A 24,329-nucleotide genomic window follows, 5' to 3' on the forward strand; every position below is an offset into this window, starting at 1 on the left:
GAGCCTTCCATATTTTATTGGGGCTAAATCCAATATAACGGAGAATAACATCGAATTTTTGTCCGATAGTGGATTTGAAATTTCTTTCAGGGAGCTTTGCATATACTTTTCAAAGTAAAGATATGCGGGAAAATACCAATGGTCGTTTACAAGGAAGCAAGTACGATAAGATACTGCGCGAGAATATGCAATTTATTTTGCCTGGCATTATTGAAAAGGTACTTAAGCTGAATATTGTAAAAAGCGCAGAACTTAATGATAAAATACAAATCACACGACAAAAAGAAGTGGATGCTTTGTATATGGTAACGGATGCCGATGGCGTTTCTAGCATTCTGCAGGTTGAGTTTGAATCTAGTAATAGACCAAAAATGCATTTCAGAATGGCTGAATATCGGTCAATGCTGCATCAGATTTACGACCAACCGATAAATCAATATGTAATGTACATGGGTAAAGATGCTTTGAATATGCCATCTAAAATTGATTTACCAGGCTTTAAATATGAATACAAATTAATATCATTTTCTGAGCTGCCTTATGAGCTGTTTTTATCTTCGGATGAGCCGGAGGCACAATTGCTGGCTGTACTTGCAAATTTTGGAGATAAAGAGCCCGCTGAGGTAATTCAGGCAATACTGGAAAAAATTGGTAAAGGTGATTCCGATGTGTTAATGGGGAATAAATATTATGAACAATTACGCGTCATTGTTCAGTTACGTAAATTAGATAAAGAATTAGAAATGGCTATGGATTCGGTAAACACATTTTGGAGAAAAGAACGTGATGTTTTATTTAAATGGGGGAAAAAGGAAGGGATCGAAAAGGGGATCCAAAAAGGTGAGCATAAAAAAGCAGTAGAGGTCGCAAAGGAAATGCTTGTTGAGAAAGAACCTTTGGAGAGAATTGCTAAATACACCAAGCTGTCAATCAAAGAAATAGAGGTATTGTAGATCTACTTCTTAAATTAAATGAATAGAGGTTATAACCTCTGTATATAAACCAAAATATTAAGCCAATGGATTAAAAAAATATAAAACAACATATCAATTACTTCTTAAATGAGGTATTAATTTAATGAGTCTTTCCTACCGAACTACCACAAAATAGGAACCGAGACAATAGATTAATGCCCATGACAATATTTGTTGTACTTTCGTAGGTGCACTATAGCGTTATGGGTTCTATTGTAAAACCGGGTTCCAAGGCTGTGGTAGGCCGGGTAGGACGGTATTTAGAGCTCGCTATAGTTGCATCTTCGTTTTAACCCCATCCGCGGCTAAAACAGATCTCTAAGCCTCCTGCTCAAATCCCCACGAAGACTCATATTATTAACTGTTTAATCAACAATAATATGGAACTCAACGACGAAGAAAACAACGAAAGTCTTTATTTTATTCTGGAACCAAATGCTGACACAGGCATCCCTATTCATGTAGTTTTTGATGATGCATTTGCTGCTAAAGCCTATTTCAATAGGTTTAGAACATTTAGTGATGCCCAGATTCTGGAATGCCGCCTAAACCCCGGTTTTTACACCGATATCACCAGGGACTGTTATTTTATCCAGCTAGAGAGAAATTCTGATGTATATGTGATTTCACTGGCCAATGACCTCCAACGATCTGAACTGGCCATCAAGGAACATTACTTTTTTGAAGGAGATCAAATTTGCATTTATCTGATGGCTTCATGCGAAGAGGAGGCTGTAAAAGCGGCTCGCAAGATACGGGATAAGGCTGTTGCAAACAATGAATTTGTAAACAAGCCGAGCTTAGGGCAAATTTTGGGAAGAGTGTAGAATGGACCTGTCAGGCATTACTATGAATTGGGGATAAGTAGGGAATAAGTAGCGCTAAAATAGGGGGTTTCTTTACCCTTGGTTTAGGGTTGCCTTACCCTTGCGTTACCCTTGGTTTACCACTAGGGTAATGCAACCCTAAACCAAGGGTAAAGCAAGGGTAACGCAACCCCCTACTTATTCCCAACTTTAGCCCTAGTCATTCCCTTGTCATAGCGATATCTGACAAAAGTTCTACACTGTGTCTTGTACGGATATTACTTGTCGATTAGGCCAATTCCTAAAACCATTTGATTTTGAAAAATACTTTCCTGAAAATGATTGTTTTGTTGAGGTATTTAAAATTGACGATGAGTAAATTAACCCAAAAAGGGCCGTATCATTGGATGATACAGCCCTTTTACAAAATATGATTGTCTTTGTCTTCTAAAAGAAAAGGTGGATTACGGCATAAACAAGCGCTGCTAGTGTAGCAGAAACTGGGATGGTTAAAACCCATGCCCATAATAAGCTCACTGTAACGCCCCAGCGTACTGCAGAAACCCTTTTTAATAGCCCAACACCAACGATAGAGCCGGTAATGGTGTGTGTAGTAGAAACAGGGATACCGAAGTGTTCTGTGATCCCTAAAGTTACCGCACCGGCAGTTTCAGCAGCTACACCCTCAAAAGCATTTACTTTTGTGATCTTCGATCCCATAGTTTTAACAATTTTCCAACCACCACTCATCGTACCTAACGCAATTGCAGCATAACATGCAATGGGAATCCATTCCGGCATTCTTGTATCTGCCATTGAAGGGTTAACCGAAACAATTGCTACGAAAATAATTCCCATAACCTTCTGTGCATCGTTACCACCATGGGTAAAACTCAATGCGGCAGATGAAATTAATTGAAGGCGTTTAAACCATTTCTCAGCTACAGATGGCCTTGCATTTTTTGAAATATGTAAGATGATGATGGAAATGATCACCGAGATCAGCATACCGATTACAGGGGCCAATACAATAAAAGCAACTACTTTTAGAATAGGAGCAAAGTTAACGGCCGACATAATACCTGCACCCATGGTGAAAGCTTTAGCCATACCTGCACCTGCAAAACCGCCAATTAATGTATGAGAGGAACTAGAAGGAATCCCAAACCACCAGGTAAATAGATTCCAGGTAATGGCTGCAATTAAACCAGCCAAAATAACCTCTAGCGTAATGTAATTTTCTACTACTGTTTTAGCAATGGTGTTCGCTACTTTATGATCTGTAAAGTAGAAATAGGCAGCGAAATTAAATATTGCAGCCCACAATACTGCCTGAAAAGGCGAAAGTACTTTTGTGGATACAATAGTTGCAATAGAGTTTGCCGCATCGTGAAAGCCGTTTATGTAATCGAAGGCTATTGCCAAAACGATTACAACGACCAATAAGGTAGTTATTACCATTTCGTTTTTTTTAAGCGTTCTTTACCAAAATAGATTCCAGCACGTTTGCTGCATCTTCACATTTGTCTGTAGCCAATTCTAAAGTCTGCAGTACTTCTTTTTGTTTAATTAGTTCGATGGCGTTAGTCTCGAATTCAAACAAACGGGCAATAGCAAGGTTACAAACGTAGTCAGCCTGGTTTTCACCGCTGTTGATACGTACGCAGGCATCAGCAATAACACGAATGTTTTTAAAGCTTCTTAATTCTTTAATTGCTTTGTCCAAATCGGTACACATTTCCACTAAAAGTTCTGCAAGTTTGATCATTGCATCACCAATGTGAGTTACGTTATATAATTCTATATTGCTTGCCGAAGCGTGAATATAATCTGCAATATCATCAACAGCACTAGCTAGTGCGTGAATATCCTCTCTGTCGAAAGGAGTGATAAAGTTTTTACTTAATTCAAGAAAAATTGAATGGGTAATGTCGTCACCAACATGTTCCAGACGTTCTACCTCCTTAATGTATTCTTTTCTTTTCTCCAGGTCTGTTGCGCTCAATGCAAGCAAAAGGGCCTGAGAAATTTTTAATACGTTGCTTCCTGCCTGCTCAAATAGGGGTTGGAATTTCTTGTCTTTCGGGGTAAAGAACTTAAAAATGCTATTCATATTAATTTAAAATATGATGCAAAAGTATGAGTGCAATGTTAAGTTAGTGTTAAGTGTTAACATATTTTTTAAAATAGAAGCAGCTGTTAACCAATCTTTTCAAGTGTAAAGGCAAAGGTTGTTCCAATTTGCAAGGTACTTCTTACGGATATGATTTGCTCGTGAGCCTCTAAAATATGCTTTACAATGGCTAATCCAAGCCCTGTACCGCCTTCTTCTCTTGATCTGTGAGAATCTATTCTGTAGAAACGTTCGAACAAACGTGCGAGGTGTTTTTCATCAATACCAATTCCATCATCTGTTACCTCAATTAGGTACTGGTCATGCAATTCAAAGATTTTTATTGCAGTATTGCCATGTTCTCTACCGTATTTTAAGGAATTGTGGATGAGATTGATCAGTACTTGCCTGATTTTTTCACGGTCAGCCTTAACATAAGCAGGGTGCGTATATTTGTCTTTAAAAGATAGCGTGATGTGTCTTTTCTTTGCGGTGTCTTCCAGCCCTTCCATCACTTCTCTGGCGAGCGGTACAAAGTCGAATCGCTCGTAATTAATAGGGATCTCACCGGTTTCAAGTTTCGAGATAGAATCCAGATCGTCGATCAGATAACTTAACCGCTCAACGTTCTTTTCGGCTTTGCCTAGAAACTTAACAGCTGTTTCTGGGTCGTCTACTAAGCAGTCCTTTAGTGTTTCTATATAGCCTTGTATGGCAAATAACGGAGTTTTAAATTCGTGAGATACGTTGGATAAGAATTCTCTTCTAAACTGTTCTTGTTTTTTCAGGACCTCAATCTCTCTTTTCTTGGCACCAGCCCATTCTTTTACTTCCTGCTCCACATCGTTGATAGGGTCGGAGCTTACATATTCACCTAAAGCGTCTTTTAAATCTTTACCTAACTTCAAATTGTGGATCATTTTATAGATCAGCACTATTTTCGAGTAAATGTATTTCTCGATCAGATAATAAAAGACAGCAAAGCTGGTAATGAAAGTTACCGCAAAGGAAACCAGCATATAATATAAGTCCTTTTGAAAATAGAAATTAACCAAACCTATAGAAAGGCCCACTGCGAAAGCAGTAATTAACACCAATATACTTAATTTCATCCCTAATAAATTTACAGTAAGAGCACGTGCTTAGACTGAGAGCAATTTACAAGATATATTTAAAATTGTGTGTTAAATTTTTCCTTCGCACTCATTATAAAATTGCTCCAGGTAAATTAGCATGAAATCATGGCGTTTTTGGGCAATCTTTTTACCTGCGGCGGTCTTCATCAGGTCTTTCAGTAATAGCAGTTTTTCGTAGAAATGATTTATGGTTGGGCCATTTGAGTTTTTATAGGCTTCCTTGCTCATGTTGAGCTCTGGTTTTATTTCAGGATCATATAAAATTCTGTTTTTATACCCTCCATAAGTAAAAGCACGGGCAATTCCGATGGCACCAATGGCATCTAGTCTGTCTGCATCCTGAACCACGTCCAGCTCAATAGATTTAAAAGTGACTTCGCCTAAACTGGCTTTGTAACTTAAGTTTCTGATGATTTGCTGTACGTGCTCAATAATGGAAGGCTCGAGGCTAAGCGAAGTTAAAAAGTCGCCAGCTATTCTTGGTCCAATTTCTTCATCGCCATTGTTAAATTTAGCATCTGCAATATCATGGAGTAGCGCTGCAAGTGCAACAATTAACTCATCAGCTTTTTCAGTAGCATTAATACCTACTGCGTTTTTATAAACGCGTTCTATATGAAACCAGTCGTGACCGGCCTCGGCATTCGCTAGAGTTTGTTTAACAAATTGTATGGTTTTTTCTATGATTTGCTTCATGATTGTGTTTTTTACAAAGATATTGATTCGCGCGAAAGAGATGACTTGCGAATAATGATTATAGGTTTTTTATGTTCTCGTTAAATTGTTTGTCTTTTTGAAAAGAATTTTCTCAAAATGTGGAGCGTGTGTATGCCTTTGCGTAAATTACAATTGGTACTAGTTTTTAATTAAGCGAGTTTAATTATGAGGAATGTTTTTGTTCGGCCAGTAGGGAGGTCTTTGAAAAGAAATAGAATAAATATTAGTAATTTTGTTACTATGAACACTTTAACTGTTAAAATCAAGGACAAAAAAACCGAAAAGGAGGTCAAGACTTTTTTGGATGCTTTGGGTTTGACTTATAAAGTAGAATCAACTAATGACGATACTGAATTGATCTCATCTAGCAAAGCTATGGTGAAACATCTTGATGCTGCAAAAAATGAAGAGCGAAAAGGCAAAGGGACTAAGGTGCGTCTTGATGATATATGGAAATAATCTTCATGCCTTCTGCGCTTGCTGATTTGGAATATTGGAAGAAAAGCGGGGGATATAGGTATTCTTAAGAAAATCAGGGACTTATTGTCAGCCATTGAAATTGCACCATATTCTGGAACAGGGAAGCCTGAAGCGTTAAAATATAGTTGGAGTGGGTGGTGGTCTAGAAGGATCAACAAAGAACACCGATTGATTTATAAAGTAGAGCAAAATACGATTACCGTTTTTGCTCTACGATTTCATTATGATTGATAAGGTTATGGTTTAACCGGTCTTTCGTCATCAGGTCTTCTGCTGCCATCATACAATTCGTATTCTAGCATTCGGCAATCCAGCTTTCCGTTATAAAATTCTACTTTGCGGTCAGCTTTAAGTCCAATCTTTTTAGCGAGATCAGGGTTTCCAGTAAATATATATCCAGAATAACCTTTGCAATATTGCTTCATAAAATCACCCATGCGTTTGTAGGTAGCCTCTAATTTAGAGTGAACACCTAGTCGCTCGCCATACTCAGGGTTAAATACAACAACACCTTTGCCACCTTCAGGCACCTGAGTATCTGCGAAATCGCATACTTCAAAAGTGATTAGTGTATCTACACCGGCAGTTTTGGCATTTTTGCGACTGATATCAACTGCATCGTCCGATAAATCCGTAGCGATGATTTGTAGATCAACGTTTTTGATCACTTGATCTTTTAATATTCTGCGTTCGTTAAAAAACAGTTGCTCATCATAGCCCATAATGTGCATGAAGCCATAATTCATACGGAATAATCCCGGGCGACGGTTGGTAGCAATTAAGGCAGCCTCAATAGCCAATGTTCCGGAACCACACATTGGATTTACAAATGGTGTTTTTTGATCCCATTTAGTACTCAATACTACAGCTGCAGCCAATGCTTCAAGCATAGGTGCTTTTCCTGGGATCTTCCTGTAGCCATGTTTAGCTAAGGTTTCGCCAGAAGTATCGATAAATATGTCAGCTTCACTGTCTTTCCAGTATAGATGTACTACAGCTTTATTGGCATCAGAACCCGAATTTGGGCGGATACCTTTTTTCTCTTTAATCCTATCAACTATTGCATCTTTTACCTTTAAGTTGGCAAAAAGTGGAGTGGTAATAGTTGGGTTATCCACATTTGAAGTCACGGAGAAATAACCTGAAAAATCGATCAATTCTTCCCATGGCATATCTACCATCTCGCGATATAATTCTTCTGGATTATTAGCCTTAAAGCTCTTCAAACAGTATAAAATCTGGCTTGCACACCTTAGATTAAGGTTTAGCTTAATACATTCAGACAGGGTGATATTTAATTCTACGCCTGTAGGGAAATCTCTTACGATTTCATAACCCAGGTCTTTAACCTCCCCTAATAAATAAGGAGAAAGGCGCTTATTGCAGGTTATAATAACCTTACTTTTTGTGTGGAAAACTTGCATAATTTATTGTGCGAAGTTATCAATAAAAATATAGAGATTTGAACTTTGTAGTAGAATAAACGAGTATTTGTTATGGAAATAAAAGGAAAAGTGCATGAAATCGGTGCATTACAACAGGTGAGCGAGACTTTTAAGAAAAGAGACCTGATTATAGAATATGCAGAAAACCCTACTTATCCTGAATACATCAGGTTTGAGGCTTTACAAGATAAAACAGCTTTATTTGATAGCTTGAAACAAGGTGATGATATCGAAGTTTCATTCAATCTACGCGGTCGTCCCTGGACTGATAAAGCCGGAAAAACATCTTATTTTAACAGTTTGGTAGTATGGCGTATCAATGCATTAACACCAGGTGCAGCCGCCGCATCTACTCCAGCATATGCTCCACCAGCTGATTTAAACAGCGCACCGGGCGAGGAAGATGATCTTCCTTTTTAAGAGCTTTTTTAAGTAAACAAATGTACAATTATGCCGGAAATACCTTCCGGCATTTTTTTTGACCTAGATTTTTCACAGTATTCTGGAGTTTTATTCAAGATGTTGTAAATCAATAATTTAGTTGTCTATTCTTGTGGAGGTTTATTTTCAATTGCATAAGTTACTGGTAAATGATTAAAGGTCTTATCAGTAAAATTTATGGATATGAAAGGTGAAATAGCGCTGCCGATTACCGCGGACGTTAGACAATTAATTGAAACCAGTAGGAATAATGTAGTGGTTGTTGTAAACAGTGAGATTACTTTGTGCAGAAGGTAATAAGGAACAAATTGAACTATTGCAATTGGATAAGGCTGGAATTAAAGTAGCAGAATATTTAACGGCCTTGCCTTCGCCAGAGCTGTTGCAGCAGAAGCTTCACAAAGCCATTGAGATTGCTAGAAATAAGCTTTTGAATTAGCATTAATTACTCCTTGATGTGGTGCTAATGCCGTCAATGCCGTGTTAAAATTTGTTAAATAAGGCGTTTTATGTGAATGCTTCTTTATTTTTGATTAAATCTATAATGAAGAAAAGGAGCCTTTGGCTAATTACCGGACTAATGACCGTAGCTTTGCTAGGGGTGTTTGTAATGCAATTGTATTACATCAGGGAGGCCTATAATCTAAAATCACAACTTTTTGAACAGGATGTACAGCAAGCTTTAAATGCTGTGGTCAATAAGGTGCAAAGGCGTTATGCTGCGGTTCATATTACTAAAAAAGATTACGAAGTAAGAAAAGACCGGGAACGTGATTTTCGGAATAAGGCACAGCGAATAATTGATTTTAAAGAACAGTTTAAGGAGCAGGAAATCCGGAGAAAACGCGAACAGCAAAGGAAAGTGATTACTGACCTGAATATGCGCGACAGTATTGTTCGGGTTACTTTCTTGAAGCCAGAGCTGATTAGTGAAGAGGTATATCAGGAAATTTCGAATGTAAATAACAAAGGGAAGACTTCCCTGCAGGTTCAGGTTGATTTTGGTGTGGATGCCTTTGGTAATGTGCGTGGGAATGTCAATCAAACTGTTGTGTCTAAAAGATCCTCCACATTTACGTTAGCCCCTGATCATTTGGCAGACAGTATCAGGTACCTCGCTTACAATCCTCAAAATCTTAATCCGATAACAGTAACGCTGGAAAGAGTGACACCTGAGCTCGCGCTTAAGTTTAGTATAGAGGATAAAACGGCAGTTCAACGGTATCTGGAGGGGCTAAAAGAGTTGATGCAGGATACGGTGGCTTTGGAGGGAACCAATTTAAACTATCTGGAAGATGTAGCTAAAGAAATGCGTCAGGTGTATGTCCCTATTAACCAAAGGGTGTCTATAGATGCTTTGGATACCTTGATTAAAAAGGAATTGCAAGATCGGAATGTGAGTTTAAACTACGATTTCTGGTTAAAACTGGCGAATAAGGACTCCGTACTTTATCAGAAAGTTTCTAATGCTCAAACAGATATATTGCCCGAAAATACTTACCGAACCACCTTATTTAGTAATGAGATCTTTCGTGATCCGGGGATGCTGTACTTATATTTTCCCAACAAAAATTCTTTAATCCTTAGTAATATGTGGGCTACTATGGCCTCTTCTGCGGGTTTGTTGCTGGTACTGATCTTTATTTTTGCCTATACCATTTACGCGATATTGAAGCAAAAGAAAATTTCTGAAATGAAGACCGACTTCATTAATAATATGACCCACGAGTTTAAAACCCCCGTGGCTACCATTATGATTGCCAGTGAGGCACTGAAAGATCCAGAGGTAGTAGCAGATAAAAGCAGAATTAGCAGGCTCGCTGGTATTATTTACGATGAGAATGTGCGGTTGGGCAATCATATAGAGCGTGTGTTGAGTATTGCCAGACTGGAAAAGAAAGAGCTAAAGTTAGAGCATAAGGAAGTTAATATCCATGACCTGATTTCGGCTGTGGTGGATAGCATGAGTTTGCAACTGCAAAAGAAAAATGCAAAGGTTACGCTAAACCTAAATGCCAGCCATTCGATGGTGTATGGGGATGAATTGCATCTTTCCAACGTGTTCTTTAATCTGGTCGACAATGCCAATAAATACAGCGCCAATGACCCTGATATCACGATAACAACGAGAAGCACAGATAAAATACTGAATATTGAGATCTCAGATCAAGGTATAGGTATGACCAAGGAACATACCAAGCGTATTTTTGATCAATTTTATAGGGTGCCAACAGGCAATTTGCACGACGTGAAAGGCTTCGGTCTCGGGCTTAACTACGTACAGGATATTGTTGAACAAATGAACGGAAGCATAAAAGTGCTTAGTGAGAAGGATAAAGGGACTACATTTGAGATTAATTTACCACTAAACCACAACTGATGAAAAGAATTTTATTGGTAGAAGATGATCCCAATCTTGGATTGCTTTTGCAGGACTACCTTCAATTAAAAGGAAAATTTGATGTAGTACTATGTACTGATGGAGAAGAGGGCTTGAGGGCGTTTAGTAAACAAGAATTTGACCTTTGTATCCTGGATGTAATGATGCCTAAAAAGGATGGCTTTACATTAGGTAAAGAGATTAGAAAGATCAATCAGGATGTGCCTATAATTTTTGCCACAGCTAAAGCCATGATGGAAGATAAAGCTTCTGCTTATGATCTTGGAGGTGATGATTACATTACCAAGCCGTTTAGGATTGAAGAGTTGCTGCTGCGTATAAATGCCTTGTTGAAGCGCGTTGCGGTAAAGGAACAAGTTGATCCTGGACCTGCGCAAACACAGTTTCAAATAGGTGATTATACTTTTGATTATACCACCCAGCTAATCCATTTTAATGGGTTTCAACAAAAACTTTCTACTAAAGAAGCCGAATTGTTGCGTCTGCTTTGTCTTAAAAAGAATGCCGTACTTACCCGTGAAGAAGCTTTGTTGAGCATTTGGCATGATGATAATTATTTTAATGGTCGTAGTATGGATGTTTTTTTAAGTAAATTGAGGAAGTATTTGCGGGATGACCCTAAAGTGGAGATCCTTAATGTGCACGGTAAAGGCTACAAATTACTGGTAAACTAGATTAAAAGAAGTTTAATCATCCTGCTTGCTTCACTGCCCCATCTGTTCAATACTCTGCTAATGGTTTCTAAAAGGCTTTTATTGTCCATAGGTTTTCCTTTATTAGGAGGCTTTATTTCTGTAACAGGAACGGGCTTGTCAGTAACAGTTTTAGCGAACCATGTTATATTATCATGCGGAAGCGCGACACCAAGAATCATTCCGGGTAATCCTGTAAATGATTCCGGTCCCCCCGAAACAGGGATTTTATCCGTGTAAAAGGCAACAACGTATACCGAATCCATAATGATGGCATTTGCCCTGCGACATTCGTAGCCTGCGATATCACGCATTTCACTGGTCAGTTTCCAGTTGATTTTCCGTGGGCTGTCTTTTACCAGGAAGGTTTCTTCAAAAAACTTCTTTTCTGTTATAAATGTATTTGTAGACAAGTCTGTATAGGTAATATTGGATTGCTCTGATTCTGGGGAGCCGCCAAACATTCCGCGGTTATCGTCTGTTTCCACAACAGGTGCAAACAAAGTCTTATTACCTGAAAACTTTAGGGTACTTTTGAGTAGCTTAAACTGAGGCACAGACTTTTTAAAATCGTCAAAAGAACCGCCCATCATGCCTCCTGACCGAGCTATAGCCTTTTTAATCGTAGCGTGTTGATTGATACTCTTTTCGAATTCTATAACTCCACTGTTTGTAAATCTGACATTTTGAGCAAATAGATGATGTACGGTAAAAATCAGACCTGCTAATAATATGAACTTTGTTTTCATTGTATTTTTCTATTTATGCACCACCCATTTTATTGAAATCCCATGCCAGAGAAAGCATAAAATAACGTTGAATAGTGGTTGAATTACTTTGATTGATCGTATTGTTATAAACTGATCTGCTGAAGCCTGAATTTTGGTTAAGCAAATCCTTTCCCGATAATGAAAGGTTTAAGCTTTCCGTTTTCAGGAATTTCTTATTGATAGAAGCATTCCATATCAGTCGGTTTAGCGATTCGTTGAAAGCCTGACTTTTACCTGTGTATTGGTATTCTCCGTTTGTACGAAGCTCTACTTTACCTGGTAAGCGAGCCATTAGCTCGAAATTTCCATTCGCACCATAACTATCATTGTTGTTCTTAACGCCCACTAGTGAGGTACTGGAGGTATTGTAACTCGGGCTCAAACTTAATTGGATGCTATACTTATCTGTATATTTATTGATGGAAGGGCCTACCGAATAATTGAAAGATTTTGAGGTGTTTAGTGAATTATTGGATATGCTATAATTGTAGTTACCACCCGCACGGGCCTCGATATTCAGATTTATTTCTTTTATTTTCCTGCCAGCAGATACATTTAAGCTAAAATTTATGGGTGTTTTGCCGGTCATGTTTATAGCCTGAGCAGTTGTCTTGCCGGCTTTATCTGTAACAATATTGGTGGTAATCGCACTGGATGTAAAGCCGAAATTACCATTCACCATAAGCACTTGTTCAGTCAGGATCTTAAACGAACTGTATGAAATACCAAAGCTGTTGCTAAAGGAAGGACTTAAGTTCGGGTTGCCCAAAACAATATATAGTGGATCTGTATTTGCTCTGTAAGGCTGAATTTGTTCCATTCCAGGTTGTGAAGTATTTCCATTGTAACTGACCCGAAGGGAAGTACTTCTTGAAAAATTATAGCTGTAGTTTACCTGTGGACTCCAGTTGATGAAGCTCCTCTTCAAGGTCGTATCTTCATACAAATCAACTTGTTTAAACCTTACTGCATTAAGTCTCGTGCCAAAGATTACAATCGATTTTCCGGCTCTGTAATTGAAATTTAGACCGGCGTTATTACTCAATTGGGTCATTTTAAAGTTGTTACTGTATTCTTCGTCAAGATCATTGTAATTCCCTATGATGTCTTTATTGAAAGATTTTTTATTTGAGCTACTGTTATTTAGGTTTAAGCCATAGTTGAGTACAAGCGCAAGGGCTTTTGAAATAGGTTCTGTATACGTTGCATTGGTGCTAAACGATGATTTGAATATATCGCTTGTCTTGTATTGATCTATGTAGACAGTACTGTCCGGTTTGTTTTGGATATTAAGGAATTCGTTTTTAGAATTGAGAAAGCCCGTGCCGGTGGTTTCTTTAAAGGATTGTTTGACGTTTACGGAAACTGTCCTACCTTTTTTCTTTAATTTCTTTGCCCAAAACGCAGTGGCATTAAATCCCTTTTCATCACTTTCATTGTTGATTGTTCTCTTCCCACGATTTAAAAAACTATTGTCTTCTCTTTGGGTCGAAGACTCATAGTCATCTGTAGAATCGTTGTTTTTTAGCGATCCGCTAACCGTCAATTTTAGTGTTGAACTGGAATCTAAACGCATGCTCAATGTGCCATCTAATTTCTGGTTGAAAGAGAAACTGCTGGATTTTTGGTCAGATTTACTGGTGTTGGTTTGACCAGGCAGTGCATTTATGCTCAGACTATTGTTTTCTCCTTCAGAGCTAACAGAACCTAACTTGTAATTGGTGTTGATCCCATATTTGTCTTTCCATTTGCTATCGTAGTGCAGTCCTGCATTTCTTTTAATGGAGATTCCACCCGCTCCGCCGCCCATATCAAAGTCGTCTCCACCCTCCATACTCATCATCATTCCTCCATCTTCTGAAAATTCAACGGAGCCCATAGAGATATTGTTGCCAAAAGATTCATTGGTATTCCCTATAGTTCCGTAAGCTGCGTACTTTTGCTTGCCCTTAAAAACATTCACGGTAGCCTGGTTCTGATAAAAATCTTTTGTGCCAATTCCAGCATTCAGCTTTCCGAAATACCCATTCTTTTTATCCTCTTTTAATTTAAGGTTGATGGTTTTTGATTTTTCACCATCATCTATTCCGGTAAAAGCGGCCTGATCACTTTTCTTATCATAGAGCTGGACCTTATCTATCATGTCTCCACGCAAATTTTTGGTCACCAATGTTGGATCGTCACCAAAAAACTCTTCACCATCAACCAGAACTTTATTTACTTTTTCTCCTTGTGCTGTAATTCTTCCGTCCTTATCTATTTGAACGCCTGGTAACTGCTTTAACAGGTCCTCTACCTTGGAGTTGGGTTGGATATTATAGCTGCCCGCATTAAATTCTGTAGTATCGCCTTTAAAGGTTATTGCGGCATTCCCTTTAATGATTACCCCCTCTAACAGTGTTGATCGTAGGATAAGATTGATGTCATTGAAATCTTTCTCCTGATTAATCGTGTCTAGTGTGAAGTTCTCGGCGTAATCAGCATAGCCGGGATAAGTAACCAGTAAAATAAATTTTCCGGAACGCAGATCGTTGATGGCAAAAGATCCCTCGGCATTTGCCCGCGTAAATTTTACAAGTGTAGAATCTTTCTGGTTTAATAAGGTGATGGTTGTATTGATCAGTTTATAAGTCGCCATGGTATCCCTTACAGATCCCTTAATGGCGTAAGGTTTTTGCGCAAACAAAAGCATAGTGTTAAACACCATTAAAAGCGTTAAATAAGTCAGTTTCATTATGAGTGTTTTGTCGGGAATAAAGCTATAGCTTATATTCGTAGGAATATAAGACGCACGATGTTAAAGTTTGTTAAAGATTTTTCCCGAAAAAGTTTAGTCTAAATTTGGTTACTTTTATCCGCACGATTAAATTCTTTCTATGAAACTCAAATTACCTTCAGTACATTCCTTATGGATCAGCTTTGTCAAAGTTGTTTCTCGGTTTCCTTTGCAGGTTTTGGTGGCTATAGCGGCTACAATATCATGGTGTTATCTTGTTGATGTAAGTAGACATACAGAAGAACAGCTTACGGTATTTCTTTCGGTTTGCAATCTTGCATTGACCTTGCTTTTGGCTGTAGATCTTTACGCAGAGGCCAATAAGCTTCAGGCAGTAAAGCAGTGGACTTTACGATTAGGTGCCGCATTGATCTGTACAGGCTTATATTTTGTGTTAAAACCATCTTTTTACCTGGCCGATGTTTTCCGGATAGGTTTGCTGGCATTCGGCTTTCATTTGCTGGTTGCTTTTGCTCCTTTTATAAGAAATGGCAGTGCTAATGGCTTTTGGCAATACAATAAAACTTTATTCTTAAGGATACTTACCTCTGCGCTTTATGCGGGCGTGCTTTTTGCCGGACTGGCTATCGCGCTTGTTGCAATTGATGGTTTATTTAATGTAAATATTAGCTGGAGGACCTATATGCGCTTATTTGCGATAGTTACCGCCGGATTTATGACGATCTTTTTTCTATCAGGAGTGCCTGATGATTTTGAAGAATTGGATAAAGACGAGAGCTATCCTAAAGGCCTTAAAATATTCACGCAGTATGTGCTAATCCCCTTAATGACTATATATCTAGCTATTTTATTGGTATATGAGGCTAAGATTATTGTGAATTGGGAGTTGCCAAAAGGTTTGGTATCCACGCTGATTTTGGGATATGCCGTATTTGGCATTCTGTCTTTGTTGCTCATCTATCCCATCAAGGAAAAGGAGGGTAATGGCTGGATGAAGCTTTTTTCGAGGTTCTTTTATGTGATGATGATCCCACTGGTAGTGTTATTGCTGCTCGCTGTTTGGAAAAGGGTAGGGAATTATGGCATTACGGAATCACGATATATACTGATTATACTAGCCGTATGGCTGACCTTAATTACGGTTTACTTCCTAATTAGTAAAAAGCAGAACATCAAAATCATTCCTGTTAGCTTATGTGTATTGGCTTTGCTGGCTACTTATGGGCCTCAAAGTGCTTTTTCAGTATCTAAATATTCGCAGGTAGCTCGTTTAAAAAGGCTGATGGCTTCTAATAGTAAGAAGGATGTGGGGCAACGCGCTGATGTGGTAGATTATCTGGTTGACAGGCACGGCTTAAGCACTTTGCAGCCTTTCACAACAGTGAATTTGGAAGCGTTGGAGACCAGGATTGAAGCAGGGGATACTACTCAATCTCGTTATAGTATTAAAAGCAAAAAAACCGATACGGCTTATGCTTTGCTCAATATAAAAAGAATAGGCCACCGGTATATGGAAAACGTTCGATTTGTTCCTCTGGATGAGACAATGCTGAGCGTAAAGGGGTATGATTACGTCATCCCGATTGAGAGTTATACAGAACAAAGTACCTCAATGATTAACAATCAGCCCGTTGTTGTAGAAAGGGTTAGAGCGGTTGGGAATCTAAAAGTGAAGATTGGAGCTGATCCCTCGGTTGAATTGGATTTGCGTAAATTGGTCTTAGATGCCATTAAAGCATTTAAGACAGGTAAATTAAAAGAAAGACCTAATGGCGGTAATACTTATTATTTGCCGCAAGATTCACTTGTAATAACTCAGAACTTAAATAACTATGAGTTAAAATTTGTGATTATGTCGCTTAATACAAGTTCTGACACCGAAGATTCCGAAGAATTAAATCGACAGTTAAGTTACAATGGTTACCTGCTAATTAAGGTAAAGTAGGCAATTCTTGCTAGATTTGCAGTATGCTGAATTCAGAAACTGCTAATCCTGCTGAGCTTGCCGCCAGGTTTGTAAATTATACTTCCAAACATATTTTCCTTACCGGAAAGGCGGGTACGGGTAAAACTACTTTTTTAAGACGTTTAATCGACTTAACACATAAAAAAGCGGTAATTGCCGCGCCTACAGGGATTGCTGCCATCAATGCAAACGGGGTAACCATTCATTCCTTGTTCCAACTTCCTTTTGGGGCTTATCTGCCTAAACAGCCTGCTGCAGATGGCGATCATTACAATCAGCAATACAATACCCCAAAATCTATTGTTCGCCATTTAAACATGACTGCAGCCAAACGTAAGGTGTTGGTGGATATGGAATTGTTGATTATTGACGAGGTAAGTATGCTTCGTGCAGATCTATTGGATGCCATTGATATGGTGTTGCGGTATGTTAGAAGAAACAATACCGCTAGTTTTGGTGGTGTGCAGGTTTTATTTATTGGAGATTTGCATCAGTTGCCGCCAGTAGTAAAATCTAACGAATGGACGATGCTCGCACAGTTTTATAAAAGTGCTTATTTTTTCGATGCGCATGCTTTATATCATGAGCCACCAGTTTATATCGAGCTGGAAAAGATATACAGACAGGCCGACAATGTGTTCATCAATCTGCTTAATAATTTAAGGAATAATGAAGTCACAGCAGCAGATCTGGCTTTGCTGGAAAAGCATTATAAGGCTGATTTTATGCCTTCATTAAATGAGAAGTACATTACACTAACTACACACAACAACAAGGCTGATACGTTAAACAAGCAACGACTGGAAGAACTTAAGGATGTTGCTTATCTGTACATGGCTAAGGTTGAGAACGAGTTTAGTGAGTATTCGTACCCCGCAGAGCATATTCTTGAATTGAAAATAGGCGCGCAGGTGATGTTTATTAAAAACGATCCTAGTGGTGAACAGCGCTATTTCAATGGTAAAATTGCGACCGTTATTGCCCTTAGTACGGATAGAATAGAAGTGCAGACGGAGGGCAACAATGAAAAAATTGTGCTGGAGAAATATAAATGGGAAAACATCAGATATACTACCGATAAGGTAAGTGGTGAAATAAAGGAAGAGCTGATTGGTACTTTTACGCAATATCCATTGAAGTTGGCCTGGGCCATCACGGTACATAAAAGTCAAGGTTTAACCTTTGATAAAGCAATAATTGATATTGGGAACGCTTTTGCTCCGGGGCAAATTTATGTAGCATTGTCCAGGCTAAGATCTTTAGATGGATTGGTATTAACTTCGCTTATTTCGGGAACAGGTATCAGACAGGATCAGAATGTGACTTTTTTCTCAAAGAATAAACAGGATCCATCAACATTGGAAAGTAGGATTCAACAAGAGACAGAAACGTTTTTAAGATTCTACCTGTTGCAGTGCTTTGATTTAACTCCACTGGATAATTACGTATATGAACATGTGCATTCTTATACCAAAGACATTAATAAATCAGCCAAGCAAAAGCACGTGAAGTGGGCTGCTCAGTTGTTAAAGAACCTGAGTGAAGTAAAAGCAAATGCCAATAAATTCTTATCGCAAATTAAAAGGCTGTACGAAGATAAGTCTGAATCTGGTTTGCAGACCTTGTTGGATAGAGCGACTGCTGCAGAGAATTATTTTAATCCGCTACTTTCGGCTTTTTCTATAAGGATATTTGAGCGGATGGAATTGGTGAAACAGGATAAGCAGGTGGTTGCCTTTTTAACAGAGCTATTGGAAATGGAAGCCTTGTTTTATGAGCAGGTGAAAAAAATTCGCAAGGCTACGGCGCTATTAAGTGCTACAATTAGTGGGAAAGAGTTTACTAAGAAGGATGTGAATGCCTTGTTGAGTCAGGCAGAAAGGGCTGCACAGATGGAGACCGTGTTTGCAATGCCGGGTAAGCTTGATTTTACAGAGAAAAAAGGGAAATCAACTAAGTCTGGGACCACTAAAGCGCCAATGAAGGAAAAGGAGCCTAAGGCTGATACGAAAGAATTATCCTTGATCTTGTTGAATGAAGGTAAGACAATTCAGGAGATTGCCGAGGAACGAAAAATGGTTGTTGGTACTATTGAAGGACATTTGGCGCACTACGTGGCCAAGCAAGAGATCTCAGCCAAAGATATTATTGGAGCAAAAAAATTGAATAAAATACTAGAGGCCATCACTGAATTGAAAACCTTACAGATGAACCCTATTAGGGAGCGACTGGGTAGGGACTATTCTTTTGGTGAAATTAAGATCGGTGTAGCCGCACACCTCGCAGAAAGGGAATAAGTTGGTTGAAGGGCTTTTAAATACTTACTTGCCCTTCAAATACCTTTTCGGCCGGTCCACATAAAAATACATGCGTAAATTCCTTTCCATTATAGTCGAATTCTATGCTTAAATCACCACCTAATACTTTTACAGGTGTTTTGATATGGCCGCTTAGATTTTTATGCTGTGCCATAGATAGGGCTACAGCAGTAACTCCAGTACCACAGGCGTAAGTTTCATCCTCAACGCCACGCTCAAAAGTGCGTACAAAAAGGTAGTCGCCTTTATCTTCTACAAAATTAACATTAATGCCTTTTTCTTTATAAGTATCATTGTTACGAATGGCCTGGCCGTTATGGAAAACATCGTAATCTTCGAGGTTCTCCATTTGGGCTACATAATGTGGTGATCCCGTGTTTAATACAAAGGCATCTCCATCTCTATTAATGGTGTCTATGTCTATCATTTGAAGGTCTACCCAGTTGCCTTCTTCGGAAATTTTGGCATAATGGGGACCATCTACTGCCAAAAAGTTAGTATCTCGGTCAATGATACCGAGGTGTTTAGCGAATGCGACGATGCACCTTCCACCGTTGCCACACATACTACCAGGTTTGCCATCTGCATTGTAATAATGCATTTCGAAATCATATTCATCATGAGTAGTTAAGAACATCAACCCATCCGCACCGATGCCAAAACGGCGATCACATAGTTGTTCTATGCGTTCGTAGCTGATGTTTTGTAAGGGGCTGACCCTGTGGTCTATCAGTATAAAATCGTTCCCGGCGCCTTGGTATTTGAAGAATTGAATGTCCATTTTTAGTGCTTACTGCTCATTTAACATTTTTTAACAGTATTCATGACTGTTTACAGATGCAAATATCGCGCTTATGGTATTAAATTTGAATAGATCTAGGAAAGAAAATACTAAATAGGTTTCTTAAATAAGTTAAATATAAACTAATATATAAATGAAAAGGATAGGATTAATAGCGTTGGCTGCATTTATAGGTGGTGCAGCTGCCTTAGGTGGCTACAAATGGATGGAACATAAAAATGACAACTTGCTGTCATTTGCCGATCAACAAAAGGTGCTTTTTGCAAGTAATGCCAAAATATCTTCGGCAGGAGCTGTAGATTTTGTGGAGGCAGCAGCGGCAGTGTCGCCAGCGGTAGTTCACATTAAGACTTCATATAGCGGAGGTGGCGAACGGTCGTCGTCTCCAATGGATATGTTTGACTTCTTTGGCGGCGGTGGACGTAAAATGCAACGTGCTCCAAGAGCAGCTTCGGGTTCGGGTGTGATTTTAACTCCTGATGGTTACATCGTAACCAATAACCACGTGGTAGATAATGCTGATAAAATTGAAGTAATCTTGTCTGATAGACGTAAGGTTAGTGCAACAATCGTTGGTAAAGATCCAAACACGGATTTGGCTTTGATTAAAGTTGATGCAACTGATTTGCCGGTAGTGAAAATGGGTAATTCTGATAATGTTCAGATTGGTGAGTGGGTTTTGGCGGTAGGTTTCCCTTTGGATTTACAAACCACTGTTACGGCGGGAATTGTAAGTGCCAAATCACGTAGTATTGGTATTCTGGCTAGAGATCAACAACAACCATCAGAAGAAGATTTTGAGGAATATCAAAGAACTGGAAAAATGCCTGCACGTGCTGCAAATACAAGTATTGAGTCGTATATACAGACAGATGCGGCCATTAACCCAGGTAATAGCGGTGGAGCGTTGGTAAACGCAAATGGTGAATTGGTAGGTATCAATGCAGCTATTGCGTCTCAAACTGGCACAAACGTAGGTTACGGTTTTGCGATTCCAGTTAATCTGGCCAAAAAGATATTGGATGATTTCAGAAAATATGGCGCGGTGAAACGTGGTTATATTGGGGTTACGTTCTCTACACTGGATGCTGATTTGGCTGAGAAGTTAAATGTAAAAGACAACTCTGGTTTGTATGTAAATGAAGTGCTTCCAGGTAGTGGTGCAGCAGCGGCAGGCTTGCTAAAAGGTGATATCATTAAAAAGATTGATGGTAACATCATCTATGATTCTCCAGATTTACAAGAGAAAATAGGTCGTTTAAGCCCTGGTGATAAAGTAGAGTTAACTTACTCTAGAAATGGACAGTTGAAAGATACACGTGTGACATTGAAAGGTGATGGAGCTGCGACAAAACCTGAGGCAATTGCTAAAAATGGCGGTAGTGCGAGTATAGAAAAGTTGGGTGCTTCATTTGCTCCTGCTTCGGCGCAACTTAAAAATAAGTATGGTGCAAAAAGCGGGGTAGTGGTAACAGGTGTTGTGCCAGGTAAGATTTTCGATTCTTTGGACATATCTAAAGGGCTGTTGGTTACAGCTGTAAATGGTAGACCTGTAAATAGTGCTAAGGATATTGAAGCTGCCTTGCCACAGTCAAGAAATGGTATGACTACCATATCTGGGGTAACGGCAGAAGGTAAGTTTACCTATTCTTTCTAATATAAAATCTCGATAAAAGAGGGGTAGTCGGTGTTTCCGGCTACCCTTTTTTGATTTTGATACATTTATCATCCAATTGTAATGTTAGAATGTTTCTAAATAGCTGATTTGTGCTTTGAATTAACCGATTAATTCTTTTATTAAATACTTTTGCACATAACAGAAATAAAAAAACAATCTAATGGCAAGTTTCGGAAACGCTTTTTCCTCATCAATTGGAAAAAAATTAATAATGGGCATAACGGGCCTGTTTCTCATTTCATTTCTTTTAGTGCACTGTTTTATCAATGCATTGATATATGTGAATGACGGCGGATTAACTTTTAATATGGGTGCGCATTTTATGGGTACTAACTGGTTAATCAGGGCTATGGAAATCGTTTTATTCGCAGGTTTGCTTGCGCATATTATTCAGGGTTTCAGGTTGGTGTTTCAAAACCAGGCTGCACGTCCTGTTAAGTATGCCGTTACCAATGGCGCCGCAAATAGCAAATGGTATTCCCGTTCAATGGGTTTATTAGGCACTTTGCTTTTAATCTTCTTAATTGTTCACATCAACAAGTTCTGGGTTATGTCGCGTTTTACAGGCATTCCTACTACCGATGCTAATGGCAACCATGATCTTTTTGCTGTAATGGTAGAAACTTTTAAAGATCCTTTGTTGGTTGTGCTTTATGTATTAGCAATGGTTTCATTGGCTTATCACTTGCTGCACGGTTTCTCTTCGGCATTCCAAACTTTAGGTTGGAACCATAAGAAGTATACACCAATCATTAAAAGTTTGGGAATATGGTATTCAATTATCATTTCTTTGTTGTTCGCTTCAATGCCTATTGCAATGTACCTGGGCCTTATTAAATAATTTTTGATCTTAAAGTTTAAATAACATGGCAGAATTAAATGCTCATATACCTGAAGGAGAGTTAACAGAAAAATGGACTAAATTACGTTCATCTATGCCATTGGTTAACCCGGCCAATAAAAGAAGCATAGAAGTTATCGTAGTAGGTTCTGGACTTGCAGGTGCTTCGGCAGCAGCAACCCTTGCTGAAATGGGGTATAAGGTTAAATGTTTTTGTTTCCAGGATTCACCAAGAAGAGCGCACTCTATTGCAGCTCAAGGTGGTATCAACGCAGCAAAAAATTATCAGAATGATGGCGATAGTACTTATCGTTTATTTTATGATACAATAAAAGGTGGTGATTACCGTGCACGTGAAGCTAACGTACATCGTTTAGCAGAAGTAAGTGCAAACATTATAGATCAGTGTGTGGCTCAAGGTGTGCCTTTGGCCAGAGAGTACGGCGGTTTATTAGACAACCGTTCTTTTGGTGGTACACAGGTTCAACGTACATTCTATGCTGCGGGTCAAACCGGTCAGCAATTGCTTTTAGGTGCTTATAGCGCTTTAGAGCGTCAAATCGGAATGGGTAAAGTTGAAATGTTTACCCGTCACGAAATGCTTGAAGTTGTTGTAGTTGATGGTAAAGCGCGTGGTATTATTGCCCGTAACTTGCTTACCGGTGAACTAGAACGTCATTCTGGACATGCGGTATTGCTTTGCAGCGGTGGTTACGGAAACGTATTCTATCTTTCTACAAATGCAATGGGTAGTAACGTAACGGCAGCTTGGAAAGCACACAAAAAAGGAGCTTTCTTTGGTAACCCTTGCTACACGCAAATTCACCCTACTTGTATCCCAGTTTCTGGAGATCACCAATCTAAATTGACCCTGATGTCTGAGTCGTTACGTAACGATGGACGTATCTGGGTTCCTAAAAAGAAAGATGATACCCGTAAGGCTTCTGAGATTCCTGAGGATGAAAGAGATTATTATTTAGAGCGCAGATACCCTGCTTTTGGTAACCTTGTACCGCGCGATGTTGCATCACGTGCAGCTAAAGAGCGTTGCGATGCAGGTTACGGTGTAGGTAAATCTAAATTAGCTGTTTATCTTGATTTTAAAGCCAATACTGAGCGTTACGGTCGTATTGAAGCTAACGTACAAAATATCCATAATCCTGATAAAGAAACCTGCATGCGCTTAGGCCGTGAGGTAATTAAGGAAAAATATGGTAACCTGTTTGATATGTACGCGCAGATCACTGGAGAAGATCCTTATGAATTGCCAATGCGTATCTATCCTGCGGTTCACTATACCATGGGCGGTTTATGGGTTGATTATAACTTAATGACTACTGTACCGGGCTTATATGCTTTAGGAGAGGCTAACTTCTCTGATCACGGTGCTAACCGTTTAGGGGCTTCTGCGTTGATGCAAGGCTTAGCGGATGGTTATTTTGTAATTCCTTACACTATTGGTGCTTACTTATCTAAAGAACTGGCAACAAAACCAATTCCACAGGATCACCCTGCATTTGTTGAAGCTGAAGCTAATGCAAAAGGAATTATTGATAAATTCTTTGCGATTAAAGGAACTAAGACTGTTGATCATTTCCATAAGAAATTAGGAAAGATCATGTGGGACAAATGTGGAATGGCACGTAATGCTAAAGGTTTAACTGAGGCAATTGCTGAAATTCAAGAACTACGTAAGGAATTCTGGAGCGATGTTCGTGTACCGGGAGAAGCCAACGAGTTTAACCCTGAGTTAGAAAAAGCAGGTCGTGTGGCCGACTTTATCGAACTTGGAGAATTGATGTGTATCGATGCTTTGAACAGAAATGAATCTTGTGGTGGTCACTTCAGGGAAGAGTATCAAACTGAAGAAGGTGAAGCGATGCGTGACGATGAAAACTATGCTTACGTAGCTGCATGGGAGTTCAAAGAGGGTGTTAAATTTGAGCTGCATAAAGAAGAGCTGAAATTTGAAAACATCAAGGTTGCACAAAGAAGTTATAAATAATAGCTAA

General features: G+C 39.0%; 21 protein-coding genes. 13 read left to right on the forward strand and 8 right to left on the reverse strand.

Going from position 1 to position 24,329, the window contains the following annotated elements; all coding sequences use genetic code 11:
- The first annotated feature begins 122 nt into the window (after positions 1-122).
- Both EZ444_RS06725 and EZ444_RS06730 read left to right on the forward strand, forming a co-directional pair.
- The gene (locus tag EZ444_RS06725) at positions 123-953 is read left to right on the forward strand and encodes an RpnC/YadD family protein (protein WP_131607965.1); all 831 of its coding nucleotides are present in this window, start codon (positions 123-125) and stop codon (positions 951-953) included.
- Between the two features lie 401 nt (positions 954-1,354).
- A complete protein-coding gene (locus tag EZ444_RS06730; protein ID WP_131607966.1) occupies positions 1,355-1,801 on the forward strand; it encodes a hypothetical protein in 447 nt (148 codons plus the stop codon).
- A 426-nt stretch (positions 1,802-2,227) separates the two neighbouring features.
- Here the strand turns inward: EZ444_RS06730 and EZ444_RS06735 are convergent, their stop codons facing one another.
- The 4 genes from EZ444_RS06735 to EZ444_RS06750 form a co-directional block, all read right to left on the reverse strand.
- Positions 2,228-3,241 (reverse strand): inorganic phosphate transporter, encoded by a 1,014-nt coding sequence (locus tag EZ444_RS06735; protein WP_131607967.1) that lies wholly within the window; start codon positions 3,239-3,241, stop codon positions 2,228-2,230.
- A gap of 10 nt (positions 3,242-3,251) precedes the next feature.
- Positions 3,252-3,893, reverse strand: coding sequence for a DUF47 domain-containing protein (locus EZ444_RS06740; RefSeq protein ID WP_205945220.1), 642 nt, complete (start codon positions 3,891-3,893; stop codon positions 3,252-3,254).
- 86 nt (positions 3,894-3,979) lie between these two features.
- Positions 3,980-5,005, reverse strand: coding sequence for a sensor histidine kinase (locus EZ444_RS06745; protein WP_131607969.1), 1,026 nt, complete (start codon positions 5,003-5,005; stop codon positions 3,980-3,982).
- A gap of 72 nt (positions 5,006-5,077) precedes the next feature.
- Complete coding sequence (locus EZ444_RS06750; RefSeq protein ID WP_131607970.1) at positions 5,078-5,725, reverse strand: HD domain-containing protein; 648 nt, start codon at positions 5,723-5,725, stop codon at positions 5,078-5,080.
- A 261-nt stretch (positions 5,726-5,986) separates the two neighbouring features.
- Between EZ444_RS06750 and EZ444_RS06755 the strand changes: the two genes are divergently transcribed.
- Together EZ444_RS06755 and EZ444_RS06760 are read left to right on the forward strand one after the other, a co-directional pair.
- Positions 5,987-6,205: a hypothetical protein gene (locus tag EZ444_RS06755; protein WP_131607971.1), complete on the forward strand. Its 219-nt coding sequence runs from the start codon at positions 5,987-5,989 to the stop codon at positions 6,203-6,205.
- A gap of 84 nt (positions 6,206-6,289) precedes the next feature.
- On the forward strand, positions 6,290-6,457 hold the full coding sequence (locus EZ444_RS06760; protein ID WP_262711243.1) for a Txe/YoeB family addiction module toxin: 168 nt from the start codon (positions 6,290-6,292) through the stop codon (positions 6,455-6,457).
- Between the two features lie 5 nt (positions 6,458-6,462).
- On the opposite strand, the gene EZ444_RS06765 is transcribed toward EZ444_RS06760, so the two are convergent.
- Entirely contained in the window at positions 6,463-7,650 is a 1,188-nt protein-coding gene (locus EZ444_RS06765; protein ID WP_131607972.1) for a THUMP domain-containing class I SAM-dependent RNA methyltransferase, read from the reverse strand.
- 72 nt (positions 7,651-7,722) lie between these two features.
- Between EZ444_RS06765 and EZ444_RS06770 the strand changes: the two genes are divergently transcribed.
- From EZ444_RS06770 to EZ444_RS06785, 4 genes are all read left to right on the forward strand, one after another.
- On the forward strand, positions 7,723-8,091 hold the full coding sequence (locus tag EZ444_RS06770; protein ID WP_131607973.1) for a DUF3127 domain-containing protein: 369 nt from the start codon (positions 7,723-7,725) through the stop codon (positions 8,089-8,091).
- Between the two features lie 292 nt (positions 8,092-8,383).
- Positions 8,384-8,551 (forward strand): hypothetical protein, encoded by a 168-nt coding sequence (locus EZ444_RS06775; protein ID WP_205945221.1) that lies wholly within the window; start codon positions 8,384-8,386, stop codon positions 8,549-8,551.
- Between the two features lie 105 nt (positions 8,552-8,656).
- On the forward strand, positions 8,657-10,492 hold the full coding sequence (locus EZ444_RS06780) for a sensor histidine kinase (RefSeq protein ID WP_131607974.1): 1,836 nt from the start codon (positions 8,657-8,659) through the stop codon (positions 10,490-10,492).
- Positions 10,492-11,187 carry a response regulator transcription factor gene (locus tag EZ444_RS06785; protein ID WP_090781369.1) on the forward strand — a complete coding sequence of 232 codons (696 nt, stop codon included), beginning with the start codon at positions 10,492-10,494 and terminating at the stop codon, positions 11,185-11,187. The genes EZ444_RS06780 and EZ444_RS06785 overlap by 1 nt, the downstream gene beginning before the upstream one ends.
- On the opposite strand, the gene EZ444_RS06790 is transcribed toward EZ444_RS06785, so the two are convergent.
- Together EZ444_RS06790 and EZ444_RS06795 are read right to left on the reverse strand one after the other, a co-directional pair.
- Positions 11,184-11,954 carry a GLPGLI family protein gene (locus EZ444_RS06790; RefSeq protein WP_131607975.1) on the reverse strand — a complete coding sequence of 257 codons (771 nt, stop codon included), beginning with the start codon at positions 11,952-11,954 and terminating at the stop codon, positions 11,184-11,186. The genes EZ444_RS06785 and EZ444_RS06790 overlap by 4 nt on opposite strands.
- Before the next feature lie 13 nt (positions 11,955-11,967).
- Entirely contained in the window at positions 11,968-14,709 is a 2,742-nt protein-coding gene (locus EZ444_RS06795; protein ID WP_131607976.1) for a TonB-dependent receptor, read from the reverse strand.
- 142 nt (positions 14,710-14,851) lie between these two features.
- Between EZ444_RS06795 and EZ444_RS06800 the strand changes: the two genes are divergently transcribed.
- Complete coding sequence (locus EZ444_RS06800) at positions 14,852-16,657, forward strand: DUF4153 domain-containing protein (protein WP_131607977.1); 1,806 nt, start codon at positions 14,852-14,854, stop codon at positions 16,655-16,657.
- Between the two features lie 23 nt (positions 16,658-16,680).
- Entirely contained in the window at positions 16,681-18,975 is a 2,295-nt protein-coding gene (locus EZ444_RS06805) for a helix-turn-helix domain-containing protein (protein ID WP_131607978.1), read from the forward strand.
- Positions 18,976-18,991: 16 nt separating this feature from the next.
- Here EZ444_RS06805 and dapF read toward each other — a convergent pair whose 3' ends face one another.
- Positions 18,992-19,777, reverse strand: coding sequence for a diaminopimelate epimerase (gene dapF / locus EZ444_RS06810; protein WP_131607979.1), 786 nt, complete (start codon positions 19,775-19,777; stop codon positions 18,992-18,994).
- Between the two features lie 154 nt (positions 19,778-19,931).
- Here dapF and EZ444_RS06815 point away from each other — a divergent pair, with 154 nt between their 5' ends.
- The 3 genes from EZ444_RS06815 (at position 19,932) to EZ444_RS06825 (ending at position 24,322) form a co-directional block, all read left to right on the forward strand.
- Complete coding sequence (locus EZ444_RS06815; RefSeq protein WP_131607980.1) at positions 19,932-21,455, forward strand: S1C family serine protease; 1,524 nt, start codon at positions 19,932-19,934, stop codon at positions 21,453-21,455.
- Positions 21,456-21,636: 181 nt separating this feature from the next.
- Positions 21,637-22,317, forward strand: coding sequence for a succinate dehydrogenase cytochrome b subunit (locus EZ444_RS06820; RefSeq protein ID WP_131607981.1), 681 nt, complete (start codon positions 21,637-21,639; stop codon positions 22,315-22,317).
- Positions 22,318-22,342: 25 nt separating this feature from the next.
- Entirely contained in the window at positions 22,343-24,322 is a 1,980-nt protein-coding gene (locus tag EZ444_RS06825; protein WP_131607982.1) for a fumarate reductase/succinate dehydrogenase flavoprotein subunit, read from the forward strand.
- Positions 24,323-24,329: the final 7 nt, after the last annotated feature.

It is taken from the genome of Pedobacter hiemivivus (assembly GCF_004331685.1).
Lineage (GTDB): Bacteria > Bacteroidota > Bacteroidia > Sphingobacteriales > Sphingobacteriaceae > Pedobacter > Pedobacter hiemivivus.

What these genes read in the sequence shown, in the direction of transcription:
- EZ444_RS06745 (WP_131607969.1), bottom strand. Translation starts at nt 5,005, where the DNA reads ATGAAATTAAGTATATTGGTGTTAATTACTGCTTTCGCAGTGGGCCTT.
- EZ444_RS06805 (WP_131607978.1), top strand. Translation starts at nt 16,681, where the DNA reads ATGCTGAATTCAGAAACTGCTAATCCTGCTGAGCTTGCCGCCAGGTTT.
- EZ444_RS06770 (WP_131607973.1), top strand. Translation starts at nt 7,723, where the DNA reads ATGGAAATAAAAGGAAAAGTGCATGAAATCGGTGCATTACAACAGGTG.
- EZ444_RS06755 (WP_131607971.1), top strand. Translation starts at nt 5,987, where the DNA reads ATGAACACTTTAACTGTTAAAATCAAGGACAAAAAAACCGAAAAGGAG.
- EZ444_RS06730 (WP_131607966.1), top strand. Translation starts at nt 1,355, where the DNA reads ATGGAACTCAACGACGAAGAAAACAACGAAAGTCTTTATTTTATTCTG.
- EZ444_RS06735 (WP_131607967.1), bottom strand. Translation starts at nt 3,241, where the DNA reads ATGGTAATAACTACCTTATTGGTCGTTGTAATCGTTTTGGCAATAGCC.
- EZ444_RS06750 (WP_131607970.1), bottom strand. Translation starts at nt 5,725, where the DNA reads ATGAAGCAAATCATAGAAAAAACCATACAATTTGTTAAACAAACTCTA.
- EZ444_RS06725 (WP_131607965.1), top strand. Translation starts at nt 123, where the DNA reads ATGCGGGAAAATACCAATGGTCGTTTACAAGGAAGCAAGTACGATAAG.
- EZ444_RS06795 (WP_131607976.1), bottom strand. Translation starts at nt 14,709, where the DNA reads ATGAAACTGACTTATTTAACGCTTTTAATGGTGTTTAACACTATGCTT.
- EZ444_RS06780 (WP_131607974.1), top strand. Translation starts at nt 8,657, where the DNA reads ATGAAGAAAAGGAGCCTTTGGCTAATTACCGGACTAATGACCGTAGCT.
- EZ444_RS06790 (WP_131607975.1), bottom strand. Translation starts at nt 11,954, where the DNA reads ATGAAAACAAAGTTCATATTATTAGCAGGTCTGATTTTTACCGTACAT.
- EZ444_RS06825 (WP_131607982.1), top strand. Translation starts at nt 22,343, where the DNA reads ATGGCAGAATTAAATGCTCATATACCTGAAGGAGAGTTAACAGAAAAA.
- dapF (WP_131607979.1), bottom strand. Translation starts at nt 19,777, where the DNA reads ATGGACATTCAATTCTTCAAATACCAAGGCGCCGGGAACGATTTTATA.
- EZ444_RS06815 (WP_131607980.1), top strand. Translation starts at nt 19,932, where the DNA reads ATGAAAAGGATAGGATTAATAGCGTTGGCTGCATTTATAGGTGGTGCA.
- EZ444_RS06820 (WP_131607981.1), top strand. Translation starts at nt 21,637, where the DNA reads ATGGCAAGTTTCGGAAACGCTTTTTCCTCATCAATTGGAAAAAAATTA.
- EZ444_RS06800 (WP_131607977.1), top strand. Translation starts at nt 14,852, where the DNA reads ATGAAACTCAAATTACCTTCAGTACATTCCTTATGGATCAGCTTTGTC.
- EZ444_RS06785 (WP_090781369.1), top strand. Translation starts at nt 10,492, where the DNA reads ATGAAAAGAATTTTATTGGTAGAAGATGATCCCAATCTTGGATTGCTT.
- EZ444_RS06740 (WP_205945220.1), bottom strand. Translation starts at nt 3,893, where the DNA reads ATGAATAGCATTTTTAAGTTCTTTACCCCGAAAGACAAGAAATTCCAA.
- EZ444_RS06765 (WP_131607972.1), bottom strand. Translation starts at nt 7,650, where the DNA reads ATGCAAGTTTTCCACACAAAAAGTAAGGTTATTATAACCTGCAATAAG.